This is a genomic window from Delftia sp. SD018, assembly GCF_017355445.1.
GTDB lineage: Bacteria > Pseudomonadota > Gammaproteobacteria > Burkholderiales > Burkholderiaceae_C > Comamonas > Comamonas acidovorans.
Genome location: NZ_JADDRN010000001.1, coordinates 562491 through 582284 on the forward strand (window position 1 = coordinate 562491; position 19794 = coordinate 582284).

18 protein-coding genes are annotated in these 19794 nt (G+C 67.5%); 10 read left to right on the forward strand and 8 right to left on the reverse strand.

The window, feature by feature from the left end; genetic code table 11:
* Positions 1 to 111 precede the first annotated feature (111 nt).
* Positions 112 to 1899: a methyl-accepting chemotaxis protein gene (locus INR38_RS02565; RefSeq protein WP_207442118.1), complete on the forward strand. Its 1788-nt coding sequence runs from the start codon at positions 112 to 114 to the stop codon at positions 1897 to 1899.
* Positions 1900 to 1957: 58 nt separating this feature from the next.
* Here the strand turns inward: INR38_RS02565 and INR38_RS02570 are convergent, their stop codons facing one another.
* The 7 genes from INR38_RS02570 to INR38_RS02600 all read right to left on the reverse strand — a co-directional run bounded on the left by INR38_RS02570 (position 1958) and on the right by INR38_RS02600 (position 8948).
* Positions 1958 to 2620, reverse strand: a complete 663-nt coding sequence (locus tag INR38_RS02570; protein ID WP_013800877.1) for a DUF799 domain-containing protein — start codon at positions 2618 to 2620, stop codon at positions 1958 to 1960.
* Between the two features lies 1 nt (position 2621).
* A complete protein-coding gene (locus INR38_RS02575; protein ID WP_012207206.1) occupies positions 2622 to 2996 on the reverse strand; it encodes a DUF4810 domain-containing protein in 375 nt (124 codons plus the stop codon).
* Entirely contained in the window at positions 2993 to 3673 is a 681-nt protein-coding gene (locus tag INR38_RS02580) for a CsgG/HfaB family protein (protein WP_013800879.1), read from the reverse strand. Before INR38_RS02580 ends, INR38_RS02575 begins: the two co-directional genes overlap by 4 nt.
* A gap of 97 nt (positions 3674 to 3770) precedes the next feature.
* Positions 3771 to 5489, reverse strand: a complete 1719-nt coding sequence (gene recJ, locus INR38_RS02585) for a single-stranded-DNA-specific exonuclease RecJ (RefSeq protein ID WP_043825009.1) — start codon at positions 5487 to 5489, stop codon at positions 3771 to 3773.
* A 10-nt stretch (positions 5490 to 5499) separates the two neighbouring features.
* On the reverse strand, positions 5500 to 6498 hold the full coding sequence (locus INR38_RS02590; RefSeq protein WP_207442114.1) for a phosphoglycerate mutase: 999 nt from the start codon (positions 6496 to 6498) through the stop codon (positions 5500 to 5502).
* A gap of 66 nt (positions 6499 to 6564) precedes the next feature.
* Positions 6565 to 7890, reverse strand: coding sequence for a sulfatase-like hydrolase/transferase (locus INR38_RS02595; protein WP_207442112.1), 1326 nt, complete (start codon positions 7888 to 7890; stop codon positions 6565 to 6567).
* Positions 7891 to 7934: 44 nt separating this feature from the next.
* Positions 7935 to 8948 (reverse strand): tripartite tricarboxylate transporter substrate binding protein, encoded by a 1014-nt coding sequence (locus INR38_RS02600; protein ID WP_207442111.1) that lies wholly within the window; start codon positions 8946 to 8948, stop codon positions 7935 to 7937.
* Between the two features lie 179 nt (positions 8949 to 9127).
* Between INR38_RS02600 and INR38_RS02605 the strand changes: the two genes are divergently transcribed.
* The 3 genes from INR38_RS02605 to lolD all read left to right on the forward strand — a co-directional run bounded on the left by INR38_RS02605 (position 9128) and on the right by lolD (position 11622).
* Complete coding sequence (locus INR38_RS02605) at positions 9128 to 9598, forward strand: MarR family transcriptional regulator (protein WP_034396824.1); 471 nt, start codon at positions 9128 to 9130, stop codon at positions 9596 to 9598.
* A gap of 61 nt (positions 9599 to 9659) precedes the next feature.
* Positions 9660 to 10913: a lipoprotein-releasing ABC transporter permease subunit gene (locus INR38_RS02610; protein ID WP_043796595.1), complete on the forward strand. Its 1254-nt coding sequence runs from the start codon at positions 9660 to 9662 to the stop codon at positions 10911 to 10913.
* On the forward strand, positions 10906 to 11622 hold the full coding sequence (gene lolD / locus INR38_RS02615; protein ID WP_013800885.1) for a lipoprotein-releasing ABC transporter ATP-binding protein LolD: 717 nt from the start codon (positions 10906 to 10908) through the stop codon (positions 11620 to 11622). Before INR38_RS02610 ends, lolD begins: the two co-directional genes overlap by 8 nt.
* A gap of 21 nt (positions 11623 to 11643) precedes the next feature.
* Here the strand turns inward: lolD and INR38_RS02620 are convergent, their stop codons facing one another.
* Positions 11644 to 13110 carry a methyl-accepting chemotaxis protein gene (locus INR38_RS02620; protein WP_207442110.1) on the reverse strand — a complete coding sequence of 489 codons (1467 nt, stop codon included), beginning with the start codon at positions 13108 to 13110 and terminating at the stop codon, positions 11644 to 11646.
* Positions 13111 to 13324: 214 nt separating this feature from the next.
* Here INR38_RS02620 and INR38_RS02625 point away from each other — a divergent pair, with 214 nt between their 5' ends.
* The 6 genes from INR38_RS02625 to INR38_RS02650 all read left to right on the forward strand — a co-directional run bounded on the left by INR38_RS02625 (position 13325) and on the right by INR38_RS02650 (position 19706).
* A complete protein-coding gene (locus INR38_RS02625) occupies positions 13325 to 14146 on the forward strand; it encodes a TatD family hydrolase (protein ID WP_207442109.1) in 822 nt (273 codons plus the stop codon).
* 75 nt (positions 14147 to 14221) lie between these two features.
* Complete coding sequence (locus tag INR38_RS02630) at positions 14222 to 14767, forward strand: DNA-deoxyinosine glycosylase (RefSeq protein ID WP_013800888.1); 546 nt, start codon at positions 14222 to 14224, stop codon at positions 14765 to 14767.
* A gap of 19 nt (positions 14768 to 14786) precedes the next feature.
* The gene (locus tag INR38_RS02635) at positions 14787 to 15596 is read left to right on the forward strand and encodes a spermidine synthase (protein WP_043782785.1); all 810 of its coding nucleotides are present in this window, start codon (positions 14787 to 14789) and stop codon (positions 15594 to 15596) included.
* An 84-nt stretch (positions 15597 to 15680) separates the two neighbouring features.
* Positions 15681 to 17483: a GspE/PulE family protein gene (locus INR38_RS02640; RefSeq protein ID WP_012207193.1), complete on the forward strand. Its 1803-nt coding sequence runs from the start codon at positions 15681 to 15683 to the stop codon at positions 17481 to 17483.
* Between the two features lie 207 nt (positions 17484 to 17690).
* Positions 17691 to 18179 carry a tripartite tricarboxylate transporter TctB family protein gene (locus tag INR38_RS02645; RefSeq protein ID WP_013800891.1) on the forward strand — a complete coding sequence of 163 codons (489 nt, stop codon included), beginning with the start codon at positions 17691 to 17693 and terminating at the stop codon, positions 18177 to 18179.
* A 15-nt stretch (positions 18180 to 18194) separates the two neighbouring features.
* A complete protein-coding gene (locus INR38_RS02650; protein ID WP_012207191.1) occupies positions 18195 to 19706 on the forward strand; it encodes a tripartite tricarboxylate transporter permease in 1512 nt (503 codons plus the stop codon).
* Positions 19707 to 19794 lie beyond the last annotated feature (88 nt).

Sequence of the window (19794 nt, forward strand, 5' to 3'; positions counted from 1 at the left end):
GATGATCAGCCAGGCGCCGTCAAGGGTGGACAAGAATGGTTTCCGGAGCGATGGGCGGCAGGGGCGCCATGGCCTGGCTCCGGCATTGTTATAAAAAAGATCGGTTTTTCCATGAATCTGAATCAAATCACGGTCGCCCAGAAGCTGTGGGCCCTGGTGCTGGGACTGCTGGTGAGCATGCTGGTGGTCAACGGCGGCATCCTGGTCTATCTGCACGGGGTCAACGAGAAGATCAACACCGATGTGATGACCGCGCAAAGCGGCGCCACGCTGGCGCGCGAGTGGCGGCATCTGACGCAGATGAGCGTGGAGCGCTCCATCGTCGCGGCCATGTCGCCCGACGAGACGCTGGCCGCGCAGCAGCGCGCGTTGATGAGCAAGGGCATAGAGCGCATCAACGTGCTGCAAAAGCAGGTGGGCGACCTGCAGCTGGGCACGCAGTCCAAGCAGGCGCTGGACGCCGTGGCGGCCGAGCGCCGCGAGACGCTCAAGGCCAACTCGGCGGCCCAGGAGGCGCGCAAGGCCAGCGATTTCGCCACCACGTTCGACATCGTTGAAAAGCAGCTGCGCCCGGCGGCCGAGCGCTACAACAGCGCGCAGGAAGCCTTCGTGCAGCAACTGGAGCGCCAAAGCGAGCTGGCGCGCGAGGAAGGCGTGGCCCATCGGCGCCAGGCGTACTGGATCGGTGCGCTGGCCAGTGCGGTCATCGTGGCCCTGGGCCTGTTCACGGGGGTGGCCATCATGCGGTCGATCACGCGGCCGCTGGACCAGGCCGTGGCCCTGGCCGACGGCATTGCCGCAGGCGACCTCACGGGCTCGGTGCAAAGCAACCGGGGCGATGAGCTGGGCCATCTGCTGGGCGCACTCAACGGCATGGCGCAGCGGCTGCGCGGCGTGGTGGGCGAAGTGCGCTCTGGCGTGGAGTCCGTGTCCACGGCCTCCAACCAGATCGCCAGCGGCAACCAGGACCTGTCCTCGCGCACCGAGCAGACAGCGGCCAACCTGGAGGAGACTGCGGCCAGCATGGAAGAGCTGACGGCCACCGTCACCCAGTCGGCCGACACGGCGCGCCAGGCCAACCAGCTGGCGGCCACGGCCGCACAGGCGGCCGAGCAGGGCGGTGCCGTGGTGGCCCAGGTGGTTACCAGCATGCAGCAGATCACGGACAGCAGCCGCAAGATCGCCGACATCATCGGCGTGATCGACGGCATTGCCTTCCAGACCAATATCCTGGCGCTGAACGCCGCCGTGGAAGCGGCCCGCGCTGGCGAGCAGGGCCGGGGCTTTGCCGTGGTGGCGGGCGAGGTGCGCTCACTGGCCCAGCGCAGCGCCGAGGCGGCCAAGGAAATCAAGCTGCTGATCACCACCAGCGTGGACAACGTGCAGTCGGGCTCCAAGCAGGTGGAGCAGGCGGGGCGTTCCATGGAGGAAATCGTCTCCAGCGTGCGCCGCGTCAGCGACCTCATCGGCGAGATCACGGCCTCGTCCACCGAGCAGCGCGACGGCATCGGCCAGGTCAACCAGGCCGTGACCCAGCTCGACCAGATGACCCAGCAGAACGCGGCCCTGGTCGAGGAATCCAGCGCGGCTGCGCTGGCCATGCAGGACCAGGCGCGGCGCCTGTCCGAGGTGGTGGCGGTGTTCAAGCTGGGGCAGGAGGGCAGCGCACTGGCGCCGGCCAGGGCACACGTGCCGGCCACCGCAGCGGCACGCCGGCCGGCATCTATCGGTGCAACCGGTGCAACTGCTGCGGTGCGCCCTGCGCCTGCGGCACCCGTACGTCCAGCGCCCGCCGTGCGCAATGCACCGGCGCCCCAGAAGATCCAGCAGCCCGTGGCGAAAGCCCCCGCCAGGACAGCAGCCAAGGCCGGGGCGGACGACGACTGGGAGACCTTCTGAGCGGGAGGAGCGGGGATGCAGGCCGGCGTGCAAGTCAGCGCCGGCCTGCAGGCCTTCGTCAGTTGCGCGGCTTGCCGTAGTCGGGCGAGCGCGGGCCTGGCAGCAGTCCGCGCTGCGCCATGGGCGACAGCAGGCGCTGGTTGGCGATGGAGGCGATCTGCACGCTGCGGTCGTTCATGGTGTCCAGGATCTGGTTGAGCAGTGCCGTCACCAGGATGCCGACCAGTCCGCCGCCTGAGCTTTGTCCTTCGGCGCTGGAGGCCGTGGCACTGCCATCCCACAGCTGGGTGCCGGTGCGCAGGTCCACCAGCCTGGCCTCCAGCGTGACCACGGAGGCGCTGCTGATCACCGCATAGCTGGTGCCGTAATTGCGGATGTTCAGGTACAGGGCCGCATCGGCGCCAAAGATTTCACGGAGCTTGGCCACGGGCAGTTCCTGGGCGTCGTCGGCGCTGACGATGCCGTTCTGGCGGAACATTTCCTCGGTGACAGCCACGGGCAGAACGTAGTAGCCGGCCTCGGCCAGCGGCAGCGTGATCTGGGACAGCACGCCCGCCGGTGCATTCACTTCCGGGGACTGGTTCAGCGCAGGCATGACCAGGATGGAGGCAGGCTTGGATGCCCGCAGCGCCGAATAGTCATAGGGCGCGGTGGTGGCGCACCCGGTCAGCGCCACGGTCATGGCAAGAGCCAGGGTCTTGATGTGATCGGTCAGGCGCATGTCAATTCTTGCGGGCCGTGAAGGTTTGCAGCAGCGTGTCCATGAAGGTGGCGGACTCTGGGAAATGCTGTTTTTCCTCGGCCAGTTGCTCCACCGTCTTTTCGTTGTTGCCGGTCCGGGAATAGAGCATGGCCATATGGGCGCGGTAGCCGGGCGGCAGTGCCTTTCCCTCGGCCTGTACCTTCAGGCGGGCTTCTTCCAGCTTGAGCAATTGGTCCTCGGCGCCGGTACTGCCGTCATCCTTGAGGTATTGGTAGACCTGGGGCTGGTAGTCATTCCAGGCATACAGCGGCTGGCGCGGCGCGGCGCAGCCGGCCAACGTGGCGCAGATGGCCAGCGCGGCCAGGGCCGTTGCCGAATGGACGGGGCGCTTCATTGCGCGGGCTTCCATGCGCCGCTGTCAATGCCGGCCGCCAGCTTGTCCACGGCTTCGCGGATGGCCAGATCCAGTACCTTGCCGTTGAGCGTGGAGTCATAGCCGGCCGTGCTGCCGAATCCCACGATTTCGCGGTTCGACAGGCTGTATTCGCCGGCACCCTGCACCGAATAGACGACTTCGGAGGTCTGCACCCGGACGATGTTCAGGCTGACCTTGGCATAGGCCACCTGCTCCTTGCCACGGCCGAGCACGCCGAAGAACTGGCGGTCCCCGACCACCTTGCGGCCGAACTCGCTCACGTCGCCGGTCACGACGTAGGTGGCGCCCTTGATCGCTTGCTCCTGCTTGTTGAAGCCCGCTTCCTGGCGGGTCTCGGACATGTTGTCGCGGTCCAGCACGCTGAATCGGCCGCTTTGCTGCAGGTGGGTTACCAAGATGGTTCTGGCCTGGCCACCGAGGCGATCGACGCCGTCCGAGAAAATGCCGCGCTGAAAGCTGGAGCGGTTGTCGAATTTGCCCACGGAAATGGGGCTGCGCGGGCCTTGATAGGCGCTGGATGCAGAGGCGGGCTTGGCTGTTTCAAGCGTGCGCGATTGCTCGGTGGTGGAGCAGCCGGAAAGGCCGGCGGCCAGGGTAATGGCAATGGCCGTGCAAGGCCACAGGCGAGAGGTCATGAGTATTTCCCCGGTTTTCTTGGAATGAATTTGCAATAATTTGTTGCAAAAACCGGGGATATTAACCGAGGGGCACCGTGAATGGCGCCCCGGGTCTCTAGGACGCGTCCGAATGCACTCCCTCGATCAGGAATTGCACCTTGCGCTCTCCGCGCCATTCATTGATGTCCATGCGAAAGGCAATGCAGGCCGATGGCGGCAGCGGGTCGGTATGGCCGAACCAGATTCCGTCCACGGTTTCGCCCTGATGGCGCAATTGCAGTTTCAGGTGCTTTTCACCGACCAGGCGCTGTGACAGCACTTCCAGCTGTTCGCTGAAGGTGGGCGGGGCAAAGCCCTGGCCCCAGACCGCGAGATTGAGCTGCTCGACCATTTCGGGCTTGCGGAAATCCGGGTCCAGCGGTCCGTCGGTCTCTATGCGGCGCGTCAGCGTGGCCGCGTCCAGCCATTCCTGTGCTACCTGGGCCAGGGCCTTCTCGAACACCGCGAAACCGGCCTCGGCAATGGTGCAGCCGGCCGCCATGGCGTGGCCGCCAAAGCGCAGCAGCAGGCCCGGGTGGCGCTTGGATACCAGGTCCAGCGCGTCGCGCAGGTGAAAGCCGGGAATGGAGCGGCCCGAGCCCTTGAGTTCATGCTCGTGCCCCGGCGCGCCGCTGGCGGCGAAGACGAAGCTGGGCCGGTGCATGCGGTCCTTGATGCGCGAGGCCACGATGCCGACCACGCCCTCGTGGAAGTCGGGGTCGAACACGCTGATGGCGGCCGGCGGCGTCATGCCGTCCTCGCACAGGCCTTCGGCCATGAGCAGGGCCTGCTCGCGCATGCCGCCTTCCAGTTCGCGGCGTTCGCGGTTGATGGCGTCCAGCATCTGCGCCAGGTTGGCGGCGCGGCCCGCATCGTCCGTGGTCAGGCACTCGATGCCGATGGTCATGTCGGACAGCCGGCCTGCGGCATTGATGCGCGGGCCCAGGGCAAAGCCGAAGTCGAACGTGGTGGCCGCAAAGGCCTTGCGGCCAGCGGCTTCGAACAGGGCCAGTAGGCCCGGCTGCATCTGGCCCCGGCGGATCTGCTTCAGGCCCAGGGCGACCAGCCGGCGGTTGTTGGCGTCCAGCCGGACCACGTCGGCCACCGTGCCCAGGGCGACCAGGGGCAGCAGGGCCTCCAGCCGGGGCTGGCTGGCCTTGTCGAAGCGGCCGCGCGCGCGCAGCTCGGCACGCAGGGCCAGCAGCACGTAGAACATCACGCCGACACCGGCCATGGACTTGCTCTCGAAGCTGCAGCCGGGCTGGTTGGGGTTGACGATGGCATCGGCCAGCGGCAGGTGGTTGCCGGGCAGGTGGTGGTCGGTGACTACCACCTGCAGGCCCAGGGCCTTGGCCTCGGCCACGCCTTCGACGCTGGCAATGCCGTTGTCCACGGTGACCATCACCTCGGCGCCGGTTTCCTTGACGCGGCGTGCGATGGGCGGCGTCAGGCCGTAGCCGTCCACCACGCGGTCGGGCACCAGGTAGCTGACCTCGGTCGCGCCCAGCATGCGCAGGCCGCGCCAGCCTACGGCGCAGGCGGTGGCGCCGTCGCAGTCGTAGTCGGCCACGATGCACAGGCGCAGGCCGCGCTCTATGGCATCGGCCAGCAGCCGCACGGCGGCCTCCATGCCCAGCAGGCCCGAGGGGGCCAGCAGGCGCGCAGGCGTGTCGTCCAGTTCGTCGGCGGAACACACGCCGCGTGCGGCGTAGAGCTGGGCCAGCAGAGGGTGGACGCCGGCCTGGCGCAGTGCCGAGGCCTGCTGCGCAGGGATCTCGCGGGGGATGATTTTCATGGGCAATGTGTCAGAGCATGCGGCCCAGGTCGGGCAGGGCGCGGGGGCCGAAAAGGCCCGTCAGCCTGTCCAGCCAGCGCGGCGGGCGGCTGCTCCATGCGATGGCATGGCGTTCGCCGCACAGCGTCAGCGTGAGTGGGTGGCCTGCGCGCACGCGCTCCAGCAGGCGGGCGATGAGCCCGGCGTCCAGCGCCTTCCACGCCTCGCGCCACGCAGCGGGGTTGCCCTGCAGGGCTGCGGAGTGAAGGTCGTCCAGGCATTGCACGGCGGCCTTGGCGCCGGTGGCCGTGCCGGGCTGCAGGCGCCCGGCGCCGTGGACCCAGAAGGCGTTGATGGGCACCTGGCCGCGCGCGGCGCGGGCGTCGTTGAAGACATGGGTGTAGAGCAGCATCTGCACCTCGCTTTGCAGGCGGTGCAGGGCGCGTGCCTGCTGCGCGTCGGGCAGCCAGGGCCGCACGTCGCGGCCGATGACGCGGTCCATGGAGGCCGTGGCCAGGTCATCGAACAGCGCACCGCGCGCCAGCCAGCGCTGCGGCTGCTGGTACTCCAGCACGATGCCGTCGTCAGCGAACCAGGGCGCCAGCAGGGCCAGCAGCTGGCGGGATTCCTCATCGCTGAGGGGTGTGGTGGCGGGATCGCTCTGGTGCACCTGGTCTGCGCCTATGTGCCAGTGGCAGGGCGTGACATAGGCGCAGGCCTGCGCTGTCTCACCGGCCTGCCAGGCGGCCCAGGCAATCAGGCCCGGCGCATCGGGCAGGCCCAGCGAGCGCGCCAGGGCGCGTTCGTGGGGGGGAGAAAAATCCATCTCCGTGCCGGTCTGTGCGGGCGCGGGCTGCATCAACGCCAGCAGGGATTGGAGATGGGGCAACTCCAGTCCGCCCCAGACGGCCGCGACGGCAGCGTCATCCGCTGCATCCGAGGACGGACCGCCGGCATAGGGAATGATCCATTCGGTCGTTTCCTCCAGCGGGGCTTGGGTGGAGGACACCAGGGGCGCGGTCAAAAGCATGGCCGCTATTGTCGGGCATGGGGTGCCGCAGTGCCGGCGCCTTCGTTTTTCCCCTTGGAGCGCGGTTCAGCGCTGGGGCATGTCCCGGGCCGAAGAGACCAGGCTGACCGTGGCGTCCTCGGGGATGGGCGGCATGCCCTGGTTCCAGTCTTCCCAGGCGCTGCGCATGGCGGCCAGACGCTCGGGCGCGCGCACTGCCTGGTTGGCGCGCTCGCGCTCGTCGGCCGCAAGGTCGAACAGGTAGTCGATGCCGTCCACGCGCAGGTACTTCCAGTCGCCATCGCGCAGCGCGCGCTGGCCCCGGTGCTTCATGCGCCAGTGCAGGGTGCGCGGGAATTCGGCATCTTCGGCGCGCAGCACGGGCAGCAGCGAGATGCCGTCCAGCGCATGGCCCTCTGGCGCCTGCACGCCGGCGGCATCCAGCACCGTGGCCGACCAGTCCATGCTCATGCAGTGCTGGGGGCTGCTGCGGCCCGGTGCGATGACGGCCGGCCAGTGCGCAATCCAGGGCACGCGTATGCCGCCCTCGGTCAGGTCCATCTTGCCGCCGACCAGGGGCCAGTTGTCGGAGAAGCGTTCGCCGCCGTTGTCGCTGGTGAAGACGATGAGGGTGTTGTCCAGCTGCCCGTTGGCGCGCAGCGCCTCGACGATCCAGCCTATGCCTTCGTCCATGTGGTGGATCATGCGGCGGTACTGGTGGATGTTGCCGCCGTCCAGGTGGGCAATGCCTGCGCCCAGCGCCTCGGCCGTGCTGCGGTCATCGCGCGTTTCCCAGGGCCAGTGCGGCGCCGTGTAGTGCAGGCTCAGGAAGAAGGGCGCATCGCCTTGGGCCATGCGGTGGACGAAGTCCACGCTGCGCTGCGACAGCAGGTCGGTCAGGTAGCCCTCGTCATGGTGCTCCTCCTCGCCCACCCACAGGTCGTGCTGGCCCGAGCTGCTCAGGTGGGTGAAGTAGTCCACGCCGCCCGACATGGGGCCGAAGTATTCCTCGTAGCCCGAGCGCAGCGGGCCGAAGTGCGGCGGGTAGCCCAGGTGCCATTTGCCGATCAGCGCCGTGCGGTAGCCCGCATCCCTGAGCATGGAGGCGACGGTGGGCATGTCCGGCGGCAGGCCCAGCTTCTCGCCCAGCGGCGTGCCGCGTGTCTTGCTGTTGATGGGCTCCTCGGCCGCACCGCGCAGGCGGTACTGGTAGCGCGCCGTGGCCAGGGCAAAGCGCGTGGGAGAGCACACGGGCGAGTTGGCATAGCCCTGGGTGAGCCTGAGGCCGCCGGCGGCCAGGCGGTCAAGCACCGGGGACACCGCTCCGAAGTCGGCCGCGCGACCGCCGTAGCAGCCGAGGTCGGCATAGCCGAGGTCGTCGGCCACGATGAAGAGGATATTGGGACGGGACATGGACATGCGCTCTGTGCAGGGTCGTGGACGGGAAGCGGCGGCGCTCATTCCATCTTCATTCCGGTGGACTGGATCACGGTCCGGTAGCGGTCGGCTAGCGCCTGTATGCGTTCGGCGGCGGCCGGGCCGGTCAGGCCTTCGTAGTACAGGTCGTTGGCGCGCATGCGCTCGCGCAGGGCCGGATCCTTCATGGCCTTTTCCAGCGCGGACTGGATTCTTGCGACCAGGGGCTCGGGCGTGGCGGCAGGCACCCACAGGGCGAAGAGCACTTCCTGCTCCAGGTCCTTGTGGCCCAGTTCGCCCACGGTGGGCACGCCGGGCACCAGCGGGTTGCGCTGGCGCGTGGTCACGGCCAGCGGCACGACCTTGCCGGCCGCCACCTGGCCCAGCATGGCCGAGGAGCTGATGATGCCGCCGTCCACCTCGCCCGCCAGCACGGCCGTGCTGGCCGGGGCGTTGCCCTTGTAGGGCACGTGGCTGACCTTGGCGCCCGTGGCATGGGTGAGGATGGCCGAGGCCAGGTGGCCCGGCGTGCCGTAGCCGGCCGAGCCCAGCGTCAGGCCGCTTCTCTTGCCCTGGGCGATGAACTGGTCCAGGGTCCTGAGGCCGGTGCGGGGATTCACGGCCACCATCATTCCCTGCGAGGCGATCATCATCACGGGACGCAGGTCCGTGCCCTTGAACGGCATGCTCTTGTAGATGAAGGGATTGACGGTGAAGGTCGTGTCGATGCCGACCAGCAGCGTGTAGCCGTCGCCGGGCGCCTTGGCCGCGTTGTCGGTGCCGATGTTGCCGCCCGCGCCGGGCCGGTTGTCCACGACGAAGGGCTGTTTGAGTTCACGCTGCAGTACCTCGCCCAGGCTGCGCGCCAGGATGTCGGCAGCGCCGGCGGGCGCGAAGGCGACGACGATGCGCACGGGTTTGGCGGGCCAGGCCGCGGCATCGGCGGCCGCATCGGCCCGGGCGCCAGCGCCGGAGCCCAGGCCCAGCAGAAGGGCCAGGCCGGCCCGCAGCAGCGGGCTGCGCAAGGCATGGGTGGCTTGGAACAGGGAAAACATGGTGGTGAACTTTCTGCGCTGCGGGGGCGCCGGGCTTTGCGAGAATCCCCAGGCCGGCTCCGGACGGTGGCTCCCGTTGTCTCCTTTCCGGACGGGGCCACTGTAGAAGTCCCCGCAGCAATTGATCTAATCAACTGTTCCCCGTGAATACCCGTCCCGCTCCCACCTCCATCCAGCAGATGCTGCTGTTTCGCATCAACCGCTACTTCGGTGCAGCGGGCGGCGTGGCCATGCGCATGTGCGAGGCGCATTTCGGCATCACGCGCCGCGAGTGGGGCGTGATGGCCACGGTGGCTGCCAACGAGGGCCTGCTGTCGTCGGAGCTGGCCGAACGCGCGCAGCTGGACCGCGCACGCACCTCGCGCGCCCTCAGCGGGCTGGAGGAAAAGGGCTGGGTGCAGCGCAGCCCCATGCCCGGCGACCGCCGCCGCGTGGCCGTGTCGCTGACCGCCGAGGGGCGGCGCATGTACGGCCTGATCCTGCCGCGCATGGCCCAGATCCATCTGGACCTGGTGTCCGTGCTCAGCGACGAGGAGCTCGCACAATTCGATACCTTGCTGGCCAGGCTGCAGCGCCATGCGCTGACGCTGGAAGCAGAGGGCCGCTACGACGCCCTGCCGCGTGTGGACCGCGGACGGCACCGGCGCTGACACGCCGACGGCAAAGCCTGCCGCCATGCAGGGCCTGTGGGCGATGACACAATGCATGCCCATGCAATTTCCCTACGAACTGGCCGTCGGCTGGCGCTACACCCGGGCGGGGCGTGCCACGCGCCGCAACGGCTTCATCTCGTTCATCTCCGGCGTCTCCATGCTGGGCATCGCCCTCGGTGTGGCGGCGCTGATCATCGTGCTCAGCGTGATGAACGGCTTCCAGAAGGAAGTGCGCGACCGCATGCTCAGCGTGGTCTCGCACATCGAGATCTTCGCGCCCCAGGGTGCGGCGCTGCCCGATCTGGAGCGCACCATGCGCGAGGCGCGCGCCAACCCCGACGTGCTGGGCGCTGCCCCGTTCGTCGCGGCCCAGGCGCTGCTGGCGCGTGGCGAGGACATGAAGGGCACCCTGGTGCGCGGCATCGATCCGGCGCGCGAGGGCGAGGTCACCGATGTGGCCGCCACCAATGCCGAGGTGCTCAAGCGCCTGTTGCCCGGTGAATTCAACGTGGTGCTGGGCGTGGAGCTGGCGCGCTCGCTGGGCGTGCGCCAGGGCGACATGGTCACGCTGATCGCCCCGGGCGGCCAGGTCACGCCGGCCGGCGTGGTGCCGCGCCTCAAGCAGATGCATGTGGTCGGCACCTTCGACTCCGGCCACTACGAATACGACTCGGCCCTGGTGATGATGCATTACGAGGACGCGCAGCGCCTGTTCCGCCTGGAAGGGCCGACTGGCATCCGCCTGAAGCTCAAGGACCTGCACGAGGCGCCGCGCGTGGCCATGGAACTGGCCCACACCATCACCGACCGCCTGCTGATCCGCGACTGGACCCAGCAGAACCGCACCTGGTTCGCGGCCGTGCAGCTGGAAAAACGCATGATGTTCATCATCCTCACGCTCATCGTCGCCGTGGCCGCGTTCAACCTGGTGTCCACGCTGGTGATGACGGTGACCGACAAGCGCGCCGACATCGCCATCCTGCGCACGCTGGGCGCCTCGCCGTCCAGCATCATGGGCATCTTCATGGTGCAGGGCGCCATGGTGGGCGTCATCGGCACCTTCGCGGGCCTGCTGCTGGGCCTGGGCATCGCCTTCAACATCGATGTCATCGTGCCGGCCATCGAGCGCCTGCTGCACGCCAACTTCCTGCCCAAGGACATCTACCTGATCAGCAAGATGCCCAGCGATCCGCAGTACAGCGACATCATGCCCATCGCCGTGATCTCCCTGGTCCTGGCCTTTGTCGCCACCATCTATCCCAGCTGGCGCGCCAGCCGCGTGAACCCCGCCGAGGCGCTGCGCTATGAATGAAGTGAATGTGATGCCCGGTTTCGAAGTGTCCCAGCAGGGCGCCGTGGTCCTGGATGCGCGCGGCCTGACCAAGCGCTTCGCCGAAGGACGGCTCAACGTGCAGGTGCTGGCAGGTGTCGACCTGCAGGTGCGTGCGGGCGAGACGCTGGCCATTGTCGGCGCCTCGGGCTCGGGCAAGAGCACGCTGCTGCACCTGCTGGGCGGGCTGGACGCCCCCACCAGCGGCAGTGTCACCCTCAAGGGCGAGCCCCTGCATGAACTCAGCGCCCAGAAGCAGGGCGCGCTGCGCAACCGGCACCTGGGCTTCATCTACCAGTTCCACCATCTGCTGCCCGAATTCAGCGCCCAGGACAACGTGGCCATGCCGCTGCGCATACGCCGCGACGACAGGGCCGAGTGCATGGAGCGCGCCGCACGCATGCTGGCGGCCGTGGGCCTGGGCGAACGCATGCTGCACCGTCCGGCCGAACTGTCGGGGGGCGAGCGCCAGCGCGTGGCCATTGCCCGTGCCCTGGTCACCCAGCCGGCCTGCGTGCTGGCCGACGAGCCCACCGGCAACCTGGACCGCAGCACGGCCGACACCGTGTTCCGCCTGATGCTGGAGCTGGCGCGCAGCCATGGCACGGCCTTCGTCATGGTCACCCACGATGAGCAGCTGGCGGCGCGCTGCGACCGCATGGTGCGCCTGGTGCAGGGCCAACTGGCCTGACCGGCAGGCCTGAGTCTGGCCTCAGGCCATGCGCAGCAAGGTGCCCGGCAGGCGCTGGGCACCAACGGGCAGCACGGCCGCTGCCGGGGCCGACTTGATCTGCGGCGCAGCGGGAACGATGGATGCCGGCAGCGGCTTGCGCTGCACCTGTTCCCTGGATGCATCCGCGACGGCCGCGCTCTGTGCCGTCAGGTCGGCCGTCACCTCGCGCAGGCGTGCCGACTGGGCCATGGATGCCTGCACCACATCGCCCATGATGGCCGTGACCTGGTGGGAGGAGTCCACGATCTCCTGCATGGTGCCGCCGGCCTGGCGCACCTGATTGGCGCCCAGTGCCACCTGCTCCACCGAGGTGTGGATGAGCTGCTTGATTTCCTTGGCGGCGGCGGCGCTGTTCTGTGCCAGTGCCCGTACCTCGCCCGCCACCACGGCAAAGCCCCGGCCCTGCTCGCCTGCGCGGGCCGCCTCCACGGCAGCGTTGAGCGCGAGGATATTGGTCTGGAAGGCGATGCCGTCCATCACGCCGATGATGTCGCTGATCTTGCGCGAGCTGGCGCTGATGGACTCCATGGTGCCCATCACCTCGTGCACCGTGCGTCCGCCCTGCTCGGCCACCAGGCAGGCCTGGCGTGCCAGTTCGTTGGCCTGGCCTGCGTGCTCGGCGCTTTCGCTCAGGCCCTGCATGGCCTCGCCCAGGGTCTGCGCGGCCGTGAAGCGGCGCGTGATATCGCGGGCGTACTTGACCACCTTGAACGGCCGGCCATCGGCGTCGAGGATGGGGTTGTAGCTGGCCTCGATCCAGACCTGGCGGCCGTGCTTGCCGATGCGCAGGTACTGGCCCGCATCGTGCTGGCCGCTGGCCAGCTTGCGCCAGAACTGCGCATATTCGGGGCTGTGGCGTTCATGGGGCTGGACGAACATGCTGTGGTGCCGCCCGACGACCTCATCCAGCGTGTAGCCCATGGCCTGCAGGAACAGGCGGTTGGCATGCAGGATGTTGCCCTGCAGGTCGAACTCGATGATGGCCTGCACCTTGGAGATGGCGGCCAGCTGGCCTTCGGCGTCGGCGTTGCGGCGCTGCTGCTCGGTGATGTCGGTGGCGTACTTCACCACCTTGAAGGGCCTGCCATGGCGATCGAAGATGGGGTTGTAGCTGGCCTGCAGCCAGACATCGCGCCCGTCCTTGGCAATGCGGCGGTAGCGTCCCGCGTCGTGGATGCCGCTGCCCAGGCGCTGCCAGAACGCGGCGTACTCGGGCGAATCGCTCATCTGGTGGTCCACGAACATGCGGTGGTGCTGGCCGATGACCTCGCCTTCCTCATAGCCCATGGTGTCCAGGAAGTTCTGGTTGGCGGCCAGCACATGGCCTTGCAGATCGAACTCGATCACGGCCTGGGACTTGTGGATGGCTGCCAACTGCCCATCCAGTTCCGCCTGGCGGCGTGCGCCACCCAGGTCCAGGATCCGACTCCATGCTGAGCGCTTCATGGGAAATTCCTCTCTCCAAAGAATGCCTGCCGGTGTTGCGAGAGCTCGACGCGGGGATGTAAATGTTTCTTTATGTATTTATATGGACCGCCAAGTGTTTCGGGTATTGATTTTGTCAAACGGAGCCAGCTCGCAATAAGCCCAGGGTTTGCCCTTGGTTTTCGCATTGCCTGCCTCTGGCGGGCCGGGTGCAGGCCGGTGGCATGATGCGGCCATGCCCGCCTGGATAGACACCCATTGCCACCTTGACGCCCCTGAATTCGATGCCGACCGCGATGCCGTGCGCGCGCAGGCGGCCGAGGCAGGCGTTGCGCATCTGGTGATTCCGGCCGTGGCGCGCGAGCACTGGGACGCGGTGGTGGCGCTGGCGCGGCGCCATGGCGATAGCTATGCGCTGGGCATCCATCCGCTGTACACGCCCAATGCCCGCGAGCAGGACATTGCCGCATTGCGCGAGACGCTGGCGCGGTTGCGCGGCGATGCGCAACTGGTGGCCGTGGGCGAGATCGGCCTGGACTTCTTCGTGCCCGGGCTGGATGCGGACCGGCAGATCTGGTTCTACGAGCAGCAGATCGCGCTGGCGCGCGAGTTCGACCTGCCCGTCATCCTGCATGTGCGCAAATCCAGCGACCGGCTGCTCAAGACCCTGCGCGCGCGGCCTGTGGCGGGCGGCATTGCCCATGCCTTCAACGGCAGCGTGCAGCAGGCCCAGGCCTTCATCGACCTGGGCTTCAAGCTGGGCTTTGGCGGGGCCTTGACCTATGACCGGGCGCTCAAGCTGCGCGAGCTGGCAGCCGCCCTGCCGCTGGATGCGCTGGTGCTGGAAACCGATGCCCCCGACATTCCGCCGCACTGGCTCTACACCACGGCCGGGCAGCGTGCCCAGGGCCAGGCCCAGGGCCGCAACACGCCGGCCGAGCTGGCACGCATTGCGGACGTGATTGCGCAGTTGCGCGGCATCACGCCCCAGGCCCTGGCCGAGGCCACGGGCCGCAACGCGCGTGCCGCGCTGCGAGGCCTGCCCGCCATGGCCTGAACCAGGCTTGAGCGGAACCTGAACCTGAGCGGTCTTGCCGCCCGCTGCCAGCAGCCCGGCGACCGCTGGGCGACAATGCCGGCCATGTCCTTGACCGTTCCCGACCTGCCGCCCCCCGGCGCCCCGCGCTGGCAGGGCCTGGCGCCGGTGGCCGATGCGCGGACCCGGGCCCTGGTGCTGGGCAGCTTTCCGGGCCTGCGATCGCTGCAATTGCAGCAGTACTATGCCCATCCGCAAAACCAGTTCTGGCCCTTGCTCCAGGCCCTGTGGCCCGGGCATCCGCAGCCCGGCCGCGACGACTATGCGGGCCGCTGCGAATGGCTGCTGGCCCGCGGCCTGGGCCTGTGGGACGTGTATGCCAGCTGCGAGCGCGAAGGCAGCCTGGACAGCGCCATCCGCGCGGCCGAGGTGAATGATTTCGTGGCGCTGCGCACGCATTGCCCCCGACTGGCGCTGGCCCTGCACAACGGTGGCGAGAGCTACAAGCACGCCGGCCGCACGCAGGCCCTGGGCCTGGCCGCCGTGAAGCTGCCATCGACCAGCCCGGCCAACGCGAGCTGGAGTTTCGCGCGCAAGGTACAGGCCTGGCGCGAGGCGCTGGCTGCCCATCAATTGCTCTGATTTTTTGACTGTTCCCGACGTGATACGCAAGACCCGCGGCGCCGCCAAGGCAGCCCCATCCTCTTCCTCCAGCGCCACCACCGCCGCAGACGCCGAGCTGCCCGAAGTCAGCGTCTCCGACGATGGCGATGTGCGCCACCTGCACCTGGGCACGCCCTGGATCCAGGGCTCCATGCGCATACGCGAGCCGTTCGAGATCGAGCTCGAATACGTGCAGCGCATGATGGGCTGGCTGCTGTTCATGGAGCCCGCCAGCGTGGCCGGCCGCCATGCCATGCAGCTGGGCCTGGGCGCCGCGGCCATCACCAAGTTCTGCCACAAGAAGCTGCGCATGCGCACCACGGCCATCGAGCTGAACCCGCAGGTGCTGGCCGTGTGCCGCAGCTGGTTCAAGCTGCCGCCCGACAGCGACACGCTGCGCGTGGTGCTGGCCGATGCGGCCCAGGAAATCCGCAAGAGCCAGTGGCTGGGCACGGTCGATGCGCTGGCCGTTGATCTCTACGACCACGATGCGGCCGCGCCCGTGCTGGACAGCGCCGAGTTCTATGCCGACTGCCGCAATCTGCTGACCGAGGACGGCATCATGACCGTCAACCTGTTCGGCCGCACCTCCAGCTACGAGCGCAGCCTGGCGCGCATGGCCGAAGCCTTTGGCGAAGAGGCCATGTGGGCCTTCCGCCCCACGCGCGAGGGCAACACCGTGGTGCTGGCCCAGCGCACGCCGCGCGCGCTCGACCCCGCCGCGCTGCAGGCTGCCAGCGCCCAGGTGCAGGCCCGCTGGGACCTGCCCACGACGCGCTGGCCCAAGATCTTCGTGCGGCCCTGGTAGAACGGCCCTGGTAGAGCGGGGCTGGCCGGGCAGGGCGGCCGGCAGGCTTACCATAGGGCGCAGTTCAGCTTCCGGCCCAACGCCATGTCCGATCCGACCTCCACCACGCAGCCCAAACCCGCCGTTGTTCCAAGCAATCCTTCGGGGCCCCTGGACTGGCGCAGGCTGGTGCAGTGGCTGCTGGCCGATGGCGTGATCACGGCCGAAGAGGCCCAGCGCACCGTGGCGCGCTGCTCGCAGGCCGAGAGCACCCAGCACCCGCTGGTCCGGCTGGCCAACGTGGGCATGGCCCGCGCCGGCGACGGGCGCGCGCTGGACATCGAGGAGCTGACCCAGTACCTGGCAACCCGCAGCGGCATGGCCTACCTGCGCATCGACCCGCTGCGCGTGGATGCGGGCCGCGTCGGCGAAATCATGAGCGCCAGCTATGCCGAGCGCCACAAGGTGCTGCCCGTGCAGGTATCGCCGCAGGAAGTGGTGGTGGCCACGGCCGAGCCCTTCATCGACGACTGGGTGGCCGAGGTCGAGCGCCAGGCGCGCCGCAAGGTGCGTCGCGTGCTGGCCAGTCCGCTGGACCTCAAGCGCTACACGGGCGAATTCTTTGCGCTGGCCAAATCGGTGCGCGCAGCCGAGAAGGCGGGCGGCGCAGCCAGCGCGGCCAGCTTCGAGCAACTGGTGGAGCTGGGCAACAGCAGCAAGCAGCTCGACGCCAATGACCAGGGCGTGGTGCGCGTGGTGGACTGGCTGTGGCAATACGCCTTCGACCAGCGCGCCAGCGACATCCACATGGAGCCCCGGCGCGAGCAGGGCGTGATCCGTTTTCGCATCGACGGCGTGCTCCACCCGGTCTACCAGGTGCCCATGGGCGTGCTCAATGCCATGGTCTCGCGCGTGAAGCTGCTGGGGCGCATGGACGTGGTGGAAAAGCGCCGCCCGCAGGATGGCCGCATCAAGACCCGCAACCCGCGCGGTGACGAGGTGGAAATGCGCCTGTCCACGCTGCCCACGGCCTTTGGCGAGAAGCTGGTGATGCGGATCTTCGATCCCGACAACACGGTCAAGGACCTGGATGCACTGGGCTTCACCAGCCATGACGCCCAGCGCTGGAACGAGCTGGTGCGCCGCCCGCACGGCATCATCCTCGTGACCGGGCCCACGGGCTCGGGCAAGACCACCACGCTGTACTCCACGCTCAAGCGGGTGGCCACGGAGGCGGTCAATGTCAGCACCGTGGAAGACCCGATCGAAATGATCGAGCCCAGCTTCAACCAGACCCAGGTGCAGCCTCAGCTGGACTTCGGCTTCACCGAGGGACTGCGCTCGCTGATGCGCCAGGACCCGGACATCATCATGGTGGGCGAAATCCGCGACCTGGCCACCGCCGAAATGGCCGTGCAGGCCGCGCTGACCGGCCACCTGGTGTTCTCCACGCTGCACACCAACGATGCGCCCAGCGCCGTGAGCCGGCTGATGGAGCTGGGCGTGCCGCCCTACCTGATCAATGCCACGCTGCTCGGTGTGCTGGCCCAGCGCCTGGTGCGCACGCTGTGCCCGCAGTGCAAGCAGCGCGACGAGGAGACCTCGGCCGCCACGCTGGCCGAGGCCGTGCGGCCCTGGAAACTGTCAGGCAGCTACCAGCCCTACAAGCCCGTGGGCTGCGTGGAGTGCCGCATGACGGGCTTTCGCGGGCGCATGGGCCTGTACGAGCTGCTGACCGTGAGCGAGGCGCTCAAGCAGCAGGTCCACACCTCGCCTTCCATGGATGCGCTGCGCCGCCAGGCCGTGCAGGACGGCATGCGCCCGCTGCGCCTGGCAGGTGCCCTGCGCGTGGCCGAAGGCGTGACCACGCTGGACGAGGTCATGGCCAGCACGCCCTTGCTGGGATGACGGGCAGTCGATTGGTGGGTTGGAGCGTGAGTGCCTGCTCTTGCGCAGGCCTTTGACATGGATGGATCGGGTGCCCCCTGCTGGCACCCTTTTTCATTCATGCGGGTAGGACATGAGGGTATGCCCTTTGTAGGTGGAATCCACATCCAGACACAGTTTTTCTGAACGCAAAATCGCCGGGTCGTGATTCCGTAAGGAGACATTCTCGTGAAAATCAAGAGTCAGAAAGACTTTTTTTCGGGCGTGATGTTTTTGGTTATCGGCCTCGCTTTTGCGATCGGCGCTACCAACTACACCGTCGGCACCGGTGCCCGCATGGGCCCGGGCTATTTCCCGCTGATCCTGGGTGTGCTGATGTCCATTCTGGGCACGGCCATCTGCTTCACCGGCCTGACCAAGGGTCCTTCGGGCGGTGACAAGATCGGCAAGTGGGCGTGGAAGCAAGTGTTCTTCGTCCTGGCTGCGAACTTCGCGTTCGGCGTACTGCTGGTCGGCGTTCCCAATCTGGGCATTCCCCAGTTCGGTCTGATCGTCGCCATCTACGCGCTGGTGTTCATCGCCAGCCTGGGCGGTCATAGCTTCAAGTTCAAGGAAGTGGCAATTCTGTCCACCGTCCTTGCTGTGGGCAGCTATGTGGCCTTCGTGTGGGCACTGAATCTTCAGTTCCCCGTCTGGCCCAGCTTCATCACCGGTTAAGCAGGAGCATCGTCCGTGGAACTTTTTCAGAACCTGGCGACCGGCTTCGGCGTCGCCTTCACTTTCCAGAACCTGATCTACTGCTTCGTCGGCTGTCTGCTCGGTACGCTCATTGGCGTGCTTCCAGGCATCGGCCCCGTGGCAACGATCGCCATGCTGCTGCCAGCAACCTACGCCCTGCCTCCGGTGGCGGCGCTGATCATGCTGGCCGGCATCTACTACGGTGCGCAGTACGGTGGCTCGACCACCGCCATTTTGGTGAACCTGCCTGGTGAATCCTCGTCCGTGGTGACCGTGATCGACGGCTACCAGATGGCAAGAAAGGGGCGAGCGGGACCCGCTCTCGCTGCCGCAGGCATAGGCTCGTTCTTCGCAGGTTGCGTGGGCACCGTGATCCTGGCCGCCTTCGCGCCTCCGCTGACGGAAGTCGCCTTCAAGTTCGGCCCTGCCGAGTACTTCTCCCTGATGACCCTGGGCCTGATCGGCGCCGTGGTGCTGGCTTCGGGCTCGCTGCTCAAGGCCATTGCCATGATCGTGCTGGGCCTGCTGCTGGGCATGGTCGGCACCGACGTGAACTCCGGCGTTGCCCGCTACAGCTTCGACATTCCCGAGCTGACCGACGGTATCGACTTCGTCGTGATCGCCATGGGTGTGTTCGGCTACGGCGAAATCATTGCCAACCTGTCCAAGCCTGAAGACGAGCGCGAAGTGTTCGCCGCCAAGGTGACGGGCCTGATGCCCACGAAGGAAGACTTCAAGCACATGATTCCGGCCATGCTGCGCGGCACGGCCCTGGGTTCTGCCCTGGGTATCCTGCCCGGTGGCGGTGCCATGCTGTCGGCCTTTGCTGCCTACACGATCGAGAAGAAGACCAAGCTCAAGCCGGGCGAAGTCCCCTTCGGTCAAGGCAACATCCGCGGCGTGTGCGCTCCCGAGTCGGCCAACAACGCCGGTTCGCAGACCTCCTTCATCCCGCTGCTGACGCTGGGCATTCCGCCCAACGCCGTGATGGCGCTGATGGTGGGCGCGATGACCATCCACAACATCCAGCCGGGCCCGCAGGTGATGACCAGCAACCCCGAGCTGTTCTGGGGCCTGATCGCCTCGATGTGGATCGGCAACCTGATGCTGATCGTGCTGAACCTGCCGCTGATCGGCATCTGGATCAAGCTGCTGACCGTGCCTTACCGCTGGCTGTTCCCGTCCATCGTGCTGTTCTGCGCGATCGGCGTGTACGGTACCAACAACAACACCTGGGACGTGTGGATGGTGGGTATCTTCGGCTTCGTGGGCTATGTGTTCCACAAGCTGGGCACCGAACCGGCTCCCTTGCTGCTGGGCTTCATCCTGGGCCCGATGATGGAAGAGAATCTGCGCCGGGCGCTGCTGCTGTCGCGTGGCGACTGGAGCGTGTTCGTGACCCGTCCGATCTCGGCCGGCCTGCTGCTCGCCGCCGTGGTGCTGCTGGTGGTGGTGCTGATGCCTGCAGTGAAGAACAAGCGCGAAGAAGCATTCGTAGAGGATTGATCGCCTCAGCGTTGCAACCATGTTGCTTGACGGCCCTTCGGGGCCGTTTTTTTTGGTCAACAAGCGACGCCGGTGGAAAGCTGTTGAT

What these genes read in the sequence shown, in the direction of transcription:
- lolD (WP_013800885.1), top strand. Translation starts at nt 10,906, where the DNA reads ATGAATGAAGTGAATGTGATGCCCGGTTTCGAAGTGTCCCAGCAGGGC.
- INR38_RS02595 (WP_207442112.1), bottom strand. Translation starts at nt 7,890, where the DNA reads ATGTCCCGTCCCAATATCCTCTTCATCGTGGCCGACGACCTCGGCTAT.
- INR38_RS02580 (WP_013800879.1), bottom strand. Translation starts at nt 3,673, where the DNA reads ATGACCTCTCGCCTGTGGCCTTGCACGGCCATTGCCATTACCCTGGCC.
- INR38_RS02565 (WP_207442118.1), top strand. Translation starts at nt 112, where the DNA reads ATGAATCTGAATCAAATCACGGTCGCCCAGAAGCTGTGGGCCCTGGTG.
- INR38_RS02630 (WP_013800888.1), top strand. Translation starts at nt 14,222, where the DNA reads ATGCCGGCCATGTCCTTGACCGTTCCCGACCTGCCGCCCCCCGGCGCC.
- INR38_RS02600 (WP_207442111.1), bottom strand. Translation starts at nt 8,948, where the DNA reads ATGTTTTCCCTGTTCCAAGCCACCCATGCCTTGCGCAGCCCGCTGCTG.
- INR38_RS02605 (WP_034396824.1), top strand. Translation starts at nt 9,128, where the DNA reads ATGCTGCTGTTTCGCATCAACCGCTACTTCGGTGCAGCGGGCGGCGTG.
- INR38_RS02640 (WP_012207193.1), top strand. Translation starts at nt 15,681, where the DNA reads ATGTCCGATCCGACCTCCACCACGCAGCCCAAACCCGCCGTTGTTCCA.
- INR38_RS02575 (WP_012207206.1), bottom strand. Translation starts at nt 2,996, where the DNA reads ATGAAGCGCCCCGTCCATTCGGCAACGGCCCTGGCCGCGCTGGCCATC.
- INR38_RS02610 (WP_043796595.1), top strand. Translation starts at nt 9,660, where the DNA reads ATGCAATTTCCCTACGAACTGGCCGTCGGCTGGCGCTACACCCGGGCG.
- recJ (WP_043825009.1), bottom strand. Translation starts at nt 5,489, where the DNA reads ATGAAAATCATCCCCCGCGAGATCCCTGCGCAGCAGGCCTCGGCACTG.
- INR38_RS02620 (WP_207442110.1), bottom strand. Translation starts at nt 13,110, where the DNA reads ATGAAGCGCTCAGCATGGAGTCGGATCCTGGACCTGGGTGGCGCACGC.
- INR38_RS02570 (WP_013800877.1), bottom strand. Translation starts at nt 2,620, where the DNA reads ATGCGCCTGACCGATCACATCAAGACCCTGGCTCTTGCCATGACCGTG.
- INR38_RS02590 (WP_207442114.1), bottom strand. Translation starts at nt 6,498, where the DNA reads ATGCTTTTGACCGCGCCCCTGGTGTCCTCCACCCAAGCCCCGCTGGAG.
- INR38_RS02625 (WP_207442109.1), top strand. Translation starts at nt 13,325, where the DNA reads ATGCCCGCCTGGATAGACACCCATTGCCACCTTGACGCCCCTGAATTC.